This window comes from Aquabacterium sp. (genome assembly GCF_036279675.1).
Lineage (GTDB): Bacteria > Pseudomonadota > Gammaproteobacteria > Burkholderiales > Burkholderiaceae_C > Aquabacterium.
Genome location: NZ_DASUIS010000045.1, coordinates 1 through 11913 on the forward strand (window position 1 = coordinate 1; position 11913 = coordinate 11913).

General features: G+C 64.1%; 9 protein-coding genes. 5 read left to right on the plus strand and 4 right to left on the minus strand.

Annotated features, from left to right (window positions below; all coding sequences use genetic code 11):
* Nucleotides 1-138: 138 nt before the first annotated feature.
* The 3 genes from VFW93_RS04925 to VFW93_RS04935 all read right to left on the minus strand — a co-directional run bounded on the left by VFW93_RS04925 (nt 139) and on the right by VFW93_RS04935 (nt 4373).
* Nucleotides 139-1683 (minus strand): hypothetical protein, encoded by a 1545-nt coding sequence (locus tag VFW93_RS04925; protein WP_329692869.1) that lies wholly within the window; start codon nt 1681-1683, stop codon nt 139-141.
* A gap of 11 nt (nt 1684-1694) precedes the next feature.
* Nucleotides 1695-3209, minus strand: coding sequence for a hypothetical protein (locus VFW93_RS04930; protein ID WP_329692870.1), 1515 nt, complete (start codon nt 3207-3209; stop codon nt 1695-1697).
* A gap of 129 nt (nt 3210-3338) precedes the next feature.
* The gene (locus tag VFW93_RS04935; protein ID WP_329692871.1) at nt 3339-4373 is read right to left on the minus strand and encodes an AraC family transcriptional regulator; all 1035 of its coding nucleotides are present in this window, start codon (nt 4371-4373) and stop codon (nt 3339-3341) included.
* Between the two features lie 102 nt (nt 4374-4475).
* On the opposite strand from VFW93_RS04935, the gene VFW93_RS04940 reads away from it, so the two are divergent.
* From VFW93_RS04940 to alaC, 5 genes are all read left to right on the plus strand, one after another.
* Nucleotides 4476-5642 (plus strand): class I SAM-dependent methyltransferase, encoded by a 1167-nt coding sequence (locus VFW93_RS04940; RefSeq protein ID WP_329692872.1) that lies wholly within the window; start codon nt 4476-4478, stop codon nt 5640-5642.
* Nucleotides 5643-5657: 15 nt separating this feature from the next.
* Nucleotides 5658-6185 (plus strand): N-acetyltransferase family protein, encoded by a 528-nt coding sequence (locus VFW93_RS04945; protein WP_329692873.1) that lies wholly within the window; start codon nt 5658-5660, stop codon nt 6183-6185.
* Between the two features lie 187 nt (nt 6186-6372).
* Nucleotides 6373-7065 (plus strand): hypothetical protein, encoded by a 693-nt coding sequence (locus VFW93_RS04950; RefSeq protein ID WP_329692874.1) that lies wholly within the window; start codon nt 6373-6375, stop codon nt 7063-7065.
* Between the two features lie 370 nt (nt 7066-7435).
* Nucleotides 7436-8281, plus strand: coding sequence for a PA4780 family RIO1-like protein kinase (locus VFW93_RS04955; RefSeq protein WP_329692875.1), 846 nt, complete (start codon nt 7436-7438; stop codon nt 8279-8281).
* 88 nt (nt 8282-8369) lie between these two features.
* Nucleotides 8370-9578, plus strand: a complete 1209-nt coding sequence (alaC, locus tag VFW93_RS04960) for an alanine transaminase (RefSeq protein ID WP_329692876.1) — start codon at nt 8370-8372, stop codon at nt 9576-9578.
* A 16-nt stretch (nt 9579-9594) separates the two neighbouring features.
* On the opposite strand, the gene VFW93_RS04965 is transcribed toward alaC, so the two are convergent.
* Nucleotides 9595-11883: a methyl-accepting chemotaxis protein gene (locus tag VFW93_RS04965; RefSeq protein ID WP_329692877.1), complete on the minus strand. Its 2289-nt coding sequence runs from the start codon at nt 11881-11883 to the stop codon at nt 9595-9597.
* Between the last annotated feature and the right edge of the window lie 30 nt (nt 11884-11913).

Sequence of the window (11913 nt, forward strand, 5' to 3'; positions counted from 1 at the left end):
CATGGTGGGTCCTGTGTGCTTGAGTTGATCGAGACTCGATGGGCTCGATTCTTCTCAGGCAGCACAGGCCCGTCTTTCAATGCGGCGCGCCGACTTTGCGACCGGGCGCAAAGCGCGGGTTTGTCCCGCCCTGGCGCATCAGCCAGCCTTGCCCAGCAGGCTCGGATTGAGTTGATAGAGCCGCTCCTGCGCAGGCGTGAAGACCTTTGTGCAGGCGTTGTAGCGGTAGTTGTTGAGCGAGCAATACGTGCTGCGCGGGTAATGCGCCTGAGACCAGGCGGCCAGCGCGGCCGTGTCGTCTGCGTTGCCCGTGTACACCGTCGGTGACGCCGTGAAGCCGGCAGAAGCCCACATGTATCGGATCAACAGCAACTCGTTGGGCGAAGCATGTCGCAACCAGTTTGCAGCGGGCAAGCCATCAGGCCCTGCAGGTGCACTGCTGCCTGAACTCAGCACCAGGGTCACATCGCCGTGGGCATCGGTCTTCACCGCCGTGTCCCTGATGCAGCCGGTGACATACAGGCTCAAGGTGTTGTTCAGGCAGATGGACCAGTAGCGCACCTGTCTGGCACTGTCCGCCGCAGGCAGGATGGCCTCACCCCGATCCGGGTCGGCCACGGTGGCAGCCTTGAAGCGCGTGACCAGCACCTGGCCTCTGGCAGGATGGATACCGCCCACGAAGTAACGTGTGGCCGCGTTGTCAAAGCCACTGAAGTTGGGCAACTTGTTCAAGGAGGCTTGCCACAGGGTCGCCGCCATGGGCGCTTCGGCCGCGTTGATCATGCCGCGCAGATTGGTCTGCAAGCCCGCGTTGACCTGCCAGCGTACCGGGTCTGCCCACAGCGGTGCAGGCAGGTTCCGAACCTGAGACAAGACCGGCGCAGCCACATCGGCCAGGGCTTCAAAGCCCGCCATGGCTTTTCCCAACAAGGTGGAGGCTTGCGTGCCCTTGAAGATCTGATCGCTGCTGGTGAAGTGCGGCAGGGCCGCGTCATCCACCACATACACGATCTCGGGCAATGCCACCTGGCCACGCGCCACCCAACTGGCAGTTTTCAGGTCGGCGGGCACGGCGGAACCGTTCGACTTCAGGTTGGGATAGACACGGTAGGCCAGCAAGGCAACCGGCACCTTGCCCGAACCCAGAGCTTCGTCACTGATGACCAACTGTCCTTTAGGCAAGCTCACCTCCACGCCCACCTGATGCAGCGTGGCCGTGTACTGGTGTGATGCAGCATGACTGTAGCGACCGGACTGTCGGATCCAGTTCACGCTGCCCGGGTTGGCCAGGTAGTCCTCATCCACCAGCACGCCCATGCGCTCACCACGGAAGGTGTAGGTCTGCAAGGACGAGAAGCGGGCGTCCGGCATCTGCCCGCGCACTTCCCAATGCGCGCCTTGCCCTTTCAAGGAGGGCAGGCCGGTGACCCAGTAGTTGGCGTTCGTATCCGGATAGAAGGTGGCTTGCGATGCCGAGCTGTCGAACTGGCTGTCCCAGGCCTTGCCCGCACCGGCACAGTTGCCCAGCGAGATCTCCAGCTTGCCGGTTTGCGCGTTGCGCGTTGGCGTGGTGGCCGCAGGGGTACAGGCATGGGCTGCCAGATGTGCTGCACTCAGGCACAAGGCCGTCAGCATGGGTGCCATGCCTGGTGCCACCCCGCGCATCAGTTGATGGATATGCATGACGCCGCCCCTCAGCGTGCGGCGGGCAGATACACCGCGCCGTCGAACGAACCGTAGATCAGGCCGCCATCACCCGTGAGCTGCGTGGCCGCATAGAAGCTGTTGTAGCGTGGCAGCATGCCGATGAGCTTGCGGAAGTGGTCGCCTCCGGTGCGCCAGTCCAGCGACTCGATGGTCCACATGCCCAGGTAGGCGCCCACGCAATAAAAGCGCTGGCTGGCCTCGCTGACCGTGGGGATGGCATTGGGGCAACTGACCTTCGTGTTGACCCAGGCGCTGCGCAACCGGCGCGTGGCCGTGTCCCAGCTGAACTTCTGCACGCCCCAGGGCTGCACCTTGGTTGTGCCGCTCATCAGCACGATCGCGCCGTTCATGGCCTGGTCGATCAGGGCCACGCCCGTGCCGCCGCTGAGCAATGATGTGTTGCGGTAATCGTTGCTCACCACCACCGCGCCATAGCCGCTCACCACCACCGATTGCTCGGACTTGGTCGCCGCACGCTTGGGGTCACCGAAGTTGACCGGCATCTCGGCGGCCATGCGCAAGCTCTTGCCTGGCGCAATGGGCTTCCAGTCTGCAGGGATGCGGTCTGCCCAGAACAGCACGATGTTGGCCACATTGGCGCCATCGGTGATGACCACGAAGCGCTGGTCACCTGAGCCCATGATGGTGGGCGTGGAGCCCGACCCGGCCCCCAGCCGCCCACCGCCCGTGCCGGCCGACCCAGCGTTGTACTCGGCCCGCCAGGCACCCGTGGCCTCGTCGAGTGACAGCTGGCTGCCCGTCCACTGCACGCGGTACATGGCCTTGGAGGTGACGATGTAGATGCCACCTTGCTCATCGGCCGCGATCGAGTTGGACACCTCTTCATCACCCGCGCCCAGCACGACGGTTTGCAGCCCGGTGAAATCGCGGTTGACCACACCGGCCACACCCTTGCGGGTCACAAAGGCCAGGCGACCATCCCACAGCAGGTTGAGCCCGACCACGGCATCGTCGCTGGTGGTCACCGAGGCGGGCAGCGTCAACTGGCGTGCCAGCACGATGGGCGAGGCCATCTGCCCAGGCGTGCTGTCCTTGTAGGCCAACAGGGAGGTGCCCCGCACGGTGTAGAACACATTGTCCTTGTCCACCAGCGTATAGGCGCCTGAAGTGGGGCTGCCCAGGTTGCTCAAGGTATTGCCAGGCTTGGCCAGCGAGGCCAGCTTCTTGAGCTTGCCATTGACCACGGCCAGCTTGTAGACATCCGAGATGTTCGAGCCCCAGTACACACGGTTGCCATCCGGATACTGGGGTGACATGGCCTGCGTAATGTTGATGTAGCCCGTGGCCACATATTGCGGCGCGCCCAGGTGGGCTGCGCTTTGCGGGCCGGGGTAGACGCTGGAATCGGGTGCACCGGGCTGGCTGTGGGTCATGGGCCAGGGCGAGTCGGCCAACCAGGGATTGGGGTTGGGCTCGGCCGCGACAGCCAGGCCACTGGCGGCCGCACACACGGAGACGATCAGACGATGGGTCAAAGACATGGCACTTCCTCGGCAAGGGTTCTGTTGGTGACACGCACGGGCTGCGTGCTGCTGGTGTCCATTGGCGCATGGGGCGCCCCAACACGGAAGTGACCGGATGCGCCACGCCGCACCGGTCAAACCCTCAGGTCATCGTTCGTCGCTGCCGTCTTGCACCTGCTTGCGATACTGGGAAGGCGTCAGGCCCGTCCAGCGCCGAAAGGCCCGCATGAAGGCGCGCGGATCGGCAAAGCCCGTGAGCAGGGCGATCTCGAACACGGGGCGCGCTGCCTGCTGCAGCTCTCGGCAAGCCACCATCTGGCGCGCCTCGTCGGACACCTGGCTCCAGCTGCTGCCTTCGTCCATCAGGCGGCGCTGCAAGGTGCGCACACTGATGTGCAACTGCGCGGCGATGTCCGCCGCATCGGGTTTGCCAAAGGCCATGCGCTGCATGAACAGGATGGCCACGCGCCTCGGAAAATCGCCGTGCGACAAGGTGCTCTGCTCGTAACGCTCGGCCTGGGCGCGGTAGTAGGCCAGCATGCGCTCGTCCTGCCCGGGTACCGCATTGTGCAACTGCGGCCCGCCAAAGGTCAGCATGGTGCGATCGGCCTCGAACCTGAGGGGCAGCTTGTAGATCTCGGCATAACGCGCCTGATCGAAGCGCGGCGCATGCGCATACTGCACGCTGCAATCGATGCTGATACCGGTCAGGGCCTTGAGCTGGCGCAGCCACTGCACCATGAACCACACAGCCATCTCGATCTGGTGCAAGGACACGAAGACCCGGCTGTCCGGCACCACCCGCATGCGCAGCCGGTCACCGTCGTCCGCGAGTTCATAGCTCACCGCGTCGCTGGCGATGGAGGAGTAGCGACAGATCATGCGCACCATGTCGGCCGGCGTGGCACAACAGCTCACCAGCGCGAACAGCACCGAGGAACCCTCATGCGTCACCTGATCGGGCTGGATGTAGATGAAGGCTGGATCAGCCGCCACCCGCTCCACGGCCATGTACACCTGCGACACCAGCTCCAGCGGCAGGCGCTCGCCTTCCAGGTGCAAGGGGTTGGCAATGCGCTGGGCCGCGCACAGTTCATCCAGGTCGATGCCGAACCCGGCCATGGCATCGGCCGTGGCCTGAAAGAATCGACGGTCCACGCTGGGGGTTCGCAACATCTTCATGGCAAGCCCTTCAGTCTCGCATGGCTGGCGGCAGCTCGGAAGTGTTCAAATGCGCCAGCCAGGGGGTACCTTACACTGCCGCCCTATCCCAGCAGGCACCCCATGAGCGCAGACACCCACCTTCACTGGACCCAGCAAGACGGCAGTCCGGCCAGCGCCCTGTGGCGCTCGGAGGCCGCCGTGCCCGCGCCCCAACGCGTGTTACTGGTGGACGACACCACGCCCGCCGACAAGGCCTACAAGCTTGCCTGCGAAGGCACCGGTCTGCTGTGGACGGGAGACTTCCAGAACGCCCGCCATTTGCTGCAAGCGCTCACGCGTCGGCTCGACAAAACCGCCGCACCCAAGCGCGGCGCCGCCAACAAGCGCGACGAGCCACCCCATGCAGGCCTGGCCTTTCACCAACATCGCCAGCGCCTGGCGCACCGCGCCCGCATCCTGGGCATGCTGCTGATCCCCTTCAACGCCGACCACACCATCCCCCTGCGCCGTGCGCCGGACGTGCAGCAAGCCTGCCTGGAAGGCTATGGGCCAGGCACCGAAGCCTATGTGACCTCCTTGCGCGAACTGCTGGGCTTGATCGGAGCGCACGAATGGCGCAAGAAGGGCGTGGCCATCGACGCCCTCAAAGGCAAGGGCTCCGGCCGCATCCACGCGCACTACGGTGTGTTCTCACCCGTGCGGGGCGAGTATGTCGACCTGGTCCAGCAGGCGCCTTTGCCCGCAGGCATCAAGGATGCGGTCGATGTCGGGACAGGCTCTGGTGTGCTGGCCGCGGTGCTGGCCTCACGCGGCATCGCCAGGATCACCGCCACCGATCAGGACGCCCGCGCCCTGGCTTGCGCGCAAGAGAACCTGCATCGCCTCAAGCTGGACAAGCAGGTGAACGTGATCGAAGCCGACCTGTTTCCACCAGGCCAGGCACCCTTGATCGTGTGCAACCCGCCGTGGCTGCCGGCGCGCCCCAGCTCGCCCATCGAGTACGCGGTGTACGACCCGGACAGCCGCATGCTGCGCGGCTTCCTGGCTGGCTTGAAAGCCCACCTGACACCGGGTGGCGAAGGCTGGCTGATCATGTCCGACCTGGCCGAGCACCTGGGCCTGCGCGGCCCCGACGAGCTGCAAGGCTGGATACGCGACGCCGGCCTGCAAGTGCTTGGCAGGCTGGACGCCCGGCCGCGCCACCCCAAGGTGCAAGACGCCAACGACCCGCTGCACCGTGCACGCGCGGCAGAAATCACCTCGCTGTGGCGATTGGCCGCGGCCTGATCCTCGACAACAGACATGGCACCCAAGCTGGTTCACTGCACGCCCGAGCGCCACGCGCAGGCCATCCTGGACATCCTCAACGAGGCCATCGTCCACACCACGGCCTTGTACGACTACCAGCCGCGCACGGCCGAACAGATGCAGCAATGGTTTGCCACCAAACAGCAAGGTGGCTATCCGGTTCTGGGCCTGGAAGATGAGGCCGGGGCGCTGCTGGGCTTTGCGAGCTATGGCAGCTTTCGCAACTGGCCGGCGTACAAGTACAGCGTCGAGCACTCGGTCTACGTGCACAAGGCCCATCGCGGCCAGCGGCTGGGCCACGTGCTGATGCAGGCACTGATCGAGCACGCGCGACAGCAAGGCCTGCACACCCTGATCGGCGTGATCGACAGTGCCAACGACGGCAGCAAACGCTTTCACGCCGAGCTGGGCTTTTTACATGGCGGCACGTTGAGGCAGACCGGCTTCAAGTTCGGCCATTGGCTGGACATCGACTTCTACCAGTTGATGCTCGACACGCCCGCACACCCCATCGACGGCTGAATCGATCGGCTCTGGCGGAACCCAGAGAAAACCCCCGCCACGCCCGAACGACAGCCAGCGCGATGACGCAATTACGCCCCTGCGTGCCCATCCTGACGCGATAACCCGTGCATGTCAGGCCCATGCCCTTCTCGATAATTGATTTGTTATTGCCGCTCGCAAATCGCTCTGTCTTGAAGTTCCTGCCATGCCCAGCCAGCACTCCTCCGCCACGGCAAGCCGAGCCGATGCACCCGCGGCCAAGTCCGATCGCCGCTATGGCGGACTGTCGGCGCAGGAGCGCATGCTCCAGCGCCGCGAAAAGCTGCTGAGCGCTGCGATACAGGTCTTCGGCACACTGGGCCTGCGCAAGGTCACCATCCGCGACATCTGCCACGAGGCCCGTCTGGCCGAACGTTATTTCGCCGAGCACTTCGGCAGCGCAGCCGATGCCTACGAAGCAGCATTCAAGCTCCTGAGCCAGCAAGCCCTGACGGCCACCGGTTCGGCCATGGCCGGTGCCCGACTCCAGACCAGGGAACTGGCTCAGGCCGGTCTGAGCGCCTTCCTGCATTTCGTGCAGGAAGATCCACGTCGTGCGCAGATCCTGCTGGTGGACGCATCCAGCTACTGGCGACACGCCACCATCCGAAGCAACCCCGAGCTCCATCAACAGGCGCTGGCCATGGCCCACCTGGCAGGGCTGATCTATCCCAAGCTGCCGGCACACATCGAACTCGAAATCATCGGCGCGGCGCTGATCGGGTCCTCCCTTCAAGCCTGCCTGATCTGGGTGCAGAACGGCTTTCGCCAGCCGATCGAGCAGGTGGTCGATCACCTGATGTTCATCTGGGATGGGCTGGACCGCTGGTTCACCGCCGAAATCGCCCGCCAGCAGTAAGACGGCCATGACAAAAAAAAACCGATCGACACGGGTCGACCGGTTTGATGTTCGCCGCGGGTACATGGCCCGCCGCTTTTCCTCCCCTGCAATCCCGCGTTGTGCCTCGCGGTGATGACAGCGTTTTTCCCCTTTTGTTTTTCTGGTTCTCCACCCTCGGTATGCCTTGCCGGCATCGGCGTGTCGTGTTGTGTGCCCGCCGTTGATAAGGAAGGACTATACGGAGTTGGCTGACAAAGGCCGCCCCCCCTTAGGAGGGCACTATGTAAGCAAACGCAAGCCATTGGCGCCACCATGGGCTAGCATGGCTGACTGAATCAAAAAGGCAAAACATGACCACCACACAGGGCGAGCTTCGCCGCGTGCACCTTTGAAAACCCCGCCCAGACTGCAGCCGCTGCTGGAAGAAGGCCTGATCGACTCGGTCGTTCGCCAGCTCATGAGTGGCAAGGAGGCGATGGTGTTCGTCGTGCGCATTGGCGATGAAACCCGCTGCGCCAAGATCTACAAGGAAGCCACACAACGCAGCTTCCGACAGGCGGTGGACTACACCGAAAACCGCAAGACCAAGAACTCGCGTGAAGCCCGCGCCATGGCCAAGGGCACCAAATTCGGCAGGCAGGCTCAGGAAGCGGCCTGGCAAAGCGCCGAGGTCGATGCCTTGTACAGGCTGGCCGCGGCCGGTGTACGCGTACCCAGGCCCTACAACTTCCTCGATGGCGTCTTGCTGATGGAGCTTGTGGCCGATGAACATGGCGATGCGGCCCCGCGCCTCAACGACGTGCTCTTCACGGCTGAAGAAGCCCGCCAGCACCACCACACGCTGTTGATGGAAGTGGTGCGCATGCTGTGCGCTGGCATCGTGCATGGCGACCTGTCCGAGTTCAACATCCTGATGGCCGCCGATGGTCCGGTCATCATCGACCTGCCTCAGGCGGTAGACGCGGCCGGCAACAATCATGCGCAACGCATGTTGCTGCGTGATGTCGAGAACCTGCGCAACTTCTTTGGCGGTTTCGCCCCTGATCTGCTCGACAGCCACTATGGCCCCGAGATCTGGGCCCTGTACGAACAAGGCCTGCTGAGCACCGACACCGTGCTCACCGGCCAGTTCAAGCGCCAGCACAAGGCCGTGGACCTGGAAGGCGTGATGCGCGAAATCGACGATGCCGTCGATGAGGAACACACCCGCCGCCTTCGCATGCAGCAAGGTTGAAAAGCGGATAGGATGGCTGCGGGCCGCACCCCATCGTGCGGTCACGTCGCTCGGACGGTTCCGGGCGCTCACGTGAAAGACTCTCAGCATGTCCTCATCCGCAGGCAAGCGCCGCTTTGCGCGCATCGATCGCCTCCCCCCCTACGTCTTCAACATCACGGCCGAACTCAAGCTGGCCGCCCGCAGGCGTGGGGAAGACATCATCGACATGAGCATGGGCAACCCCGACGGGGCCACGCCACCGCACATCGTCGCCAAGCTCACCGAGGTGGCCCAACGGCCTGACACGCACGGCTACTCGGCCTCCAAGGGCATCCCGCGTTTGCGCCGCGCCATTTCGCACTGGTACAAGGACCGCTACCAGGTCGACATCGATCCGGACAAGGAAGCCATCGTCACCATCGGCTCGAAAGAAGGCCTGGCTCACCTGATGCTGGCCACGCTGGACCGCGGCGACACCGTGCTGGTGCCGGACCCGTCCTACCCCATCCACATCTACGGCGCCGTGATAGCCGGCGCCGACATCCGCTCGGTACCCCTGGTGCCCGGCGTGGACTTCTTCGCCGAGCTGGAAAAGGCCATCCGCGGCAGCTACCCCAAGCCCAAGATGATGGTGCTGGGCTTCCCCTCCAACCCCACGGCGCAATGCGTGGAGCTGGACTTCTTCGAGCGCGTGGTGGCCCTGGCCAAAATGCACGACATCTTCGTCGTGCATGACCTGGCCTATGCCGACATCGTGTTCGATGGCTGGAAGGCGCCCTCCATCATGCAGGTGCCCGGCGCCAAGGACATCGCCGTCGAGTTCTTCACGCTCAGCAAGAGCTACAACATGGCCGGCTGGCGCATCGGCTTCATGGTGGGCAACCCCGATCTGGTGGCGGCGCTGGCCCGCATCAAGAGCTACCACGACTACGGCACCTTCACGCCCTTGCAGGTGGCCGCCATCGCCGCGTTGGAAGGTGATCAGCAATGCGTGCACGAGATCTGCGCCAGGTACCAGAGCCGCCGCGATGTGCTCGTCAAAGGCTTGCGCGAAGCCGGCTGGGATGTCGAGTGCCCCAAGGCCTCCATGTACATCTGGGCGAAGATCCCCGATCACTACAAGGATCTGGGCTCGCTGGAGTTCGCGCGGCAGTTGCTGGAAAAGGCCAAGGTGTGCGTGTCACCCGGCATCGGCTTTGGCGATCACGGCGATGACCATGTTCGCTTTGCCCTGATCGAAAACGAACCCCGCATCCGGCAGGCGGTGCGGGGTATCAAGGCCATGTTCAAGGCGGATGGCGTAAGCCCCGCCTGAACGGCATCAAGTCGGATCAGAAGTGGGCAAACTTGGATTCGTCCACTTCCGACTCCTGGCTGGCCGAGCGCGCACGCCAGGCGCCTGTGCCTCGACCGACGGCAGAGGTGGCCTCGGCCAACACACCCGACACCACGCGACCTGAAGACGGGGTTGACGACATGGTGCGCGATGCCGCCACAGACCCGTTGCGACCAGCAGGCTGGTCACGTTGGGCCTCATCACTGGCCAGCTTGAAGAAGCTCATCAAGGATTGAAGCTGCGAGGCCTGGGCCGACAACTCTTCTGCCGTCGCCGACAGCTCTTCCGATGCAGAGGCCGTCTGCTGCGTGGCAGAGTTGAGGTGCGCCATGGCGCTGGTGATCTGCCCCACGCCGTCACTTTGCTCGCCGCAGGAGATCGCGATCTCCTGCACCAGATCGCCGGTGCGCAGGATGGAGGGCACCATCTGATCGAGCAAGTGCCCGGCACGTTCGGCCATCTGCACGGACGACCCTGCCAGGCCACCGATCTCCTGTGCCGCCACCTGGCTGCGCTCGGCCAGCTTGCGCACCTCTGCGGCCACCACGGCAAAGCCCTTGCCATGTTCGCCGGCACGCGCCGCTTCGATGGCCGCGTTCAGAGCCAGCAGATTGGTCTGGTAGGCGATGTCGTCGATGATGGCGATCTTGGTGGCGATGGCCTTCATGGCGTCCAGCGTCTGTGTCACGGCGGCGCCACCTTCCTGCGCCTCCTTGGCTGCCTGGGAGGCGATGCCGTCCGTCATCTTGGCAGAGTCGGCGTTCTGTTGAACCGAGGCGCTCATCTCATGCAGCGAGGCCGTGGTCTCCTCCACACTGGCGGCTTGCTGCGAAGCGGATTGCGACAGCGACTGCGATGTCTGTGAGACCTGGCCACTGGCGGAGCTGAGCTGGTCGGCTGCGGCTCGCACCTCCAGGATGGTGTCGCTGACGGTGTCGATCAGCTCGTTGAACTTGCCGCACAGTTGCGCGTGGAAGGCTTCCTTGCCGTCCAGCGAGATGCGGTGAGAGAAGTCACCTCGCGTGGCGGAGTCAACAGCCGATCCGATTTCCTGCGCCACGGCGGTGGCCGCCGCACCTTGTGCCTCGGTTTCAGCCAGTCTTTGTTGATCCTGAACCTGGCGGTCCTTGAGGCTGAGCTGCATCTGGGCCAGGCACTGCAGCAAGGTGGCGGCTTCATCGGCACCCTTGTCGTCAATCACCATGGTCAGATCGCCCTTGCCCACCGCTGTGGCGGCCTCCACGGCATGCCCGATCGGGCGTGTCACGGAGCGGGTGATGGCTGCGCCCAGTGCCAATGCCGCCACAGCCAGACCGCCCAACACGCTCAGCAGGCTGTTGCGCGCCAGCCTGGTATCGCGCACCCGTTGTTGGAGCGCGCCCTCCAGAGAAGCCACGGTTTCCTCTGCCAGCTTGTACTTGGCCTCGATGACCGCGTCTGCCGTCTTGACCAGTTCTGCGGCCTGCCCATCACGCGCAGCGGACTGAGCCAGAATGGCGCCGACCTGTCGGGACAGCTGCTCGAACTGGGTGGTCGCATCGGCTTCGCTGCTCAGTTGCGCCTTGATGGAAGCCTGAAGCTCCTTGGCCTTGCCCAGCTGATCGGCAGAGCGGCTGTGAAGGCGGCGCACTGCCTCATGTGCCACGGTCAGGCGCTCGCGGTCAAAATCGCTGAGTGGCTTGCCGTGATTCAGATTGACCGCGACCAGCCTCAGCTCGGCCAGGGCGTCGGTCAGGCGAGGCAGATGATCAACCGCCGCCGTCATCAGGTAGTAACTCTCGGCAACCGGGTCCAGCGACAAGGCCGAACCGTCGGCGATCTTGTCCATCACGCCAAAGTGAGCCTGCAGCACCTCGGCATGCGCGTGCATGCTGTCCTGAGCACTCAACTGGTGTGCGTCCACGCCCTGGCTGAGACGATCCCAGGCGCTCTTGTTCACCTTGAGCTGCTCGGCAGCTTTCGCGAAAGCCGGATCAGCCAGTTGTTTGCCCAGCTTGTCAAACTGGCTGTTCACCTCACCGGCGGCGGCACGGCGCTCCGCATCGGCATTGTGGTCTCCAGCCAGCACAGCCACCGAGGCCACACGATGGCGCTCCACCATGTGCTGAAGCCCGATGGCGGCACGGATCGGCTCGATACCACCGGCCTCGGATTCGGCCACGCTGATTTCGCCATTGCGGTATTCAACGACCTTGGACAAAGGCACCGCGCACATGATGGTGCCGATGACCCCCAGTGCCGCAAACTTCTGCCACAGCTTCATGGAGCGCAAGACGTTGGCCATGTCGAACCCTTCTGGATGGCTGGCGTGTCA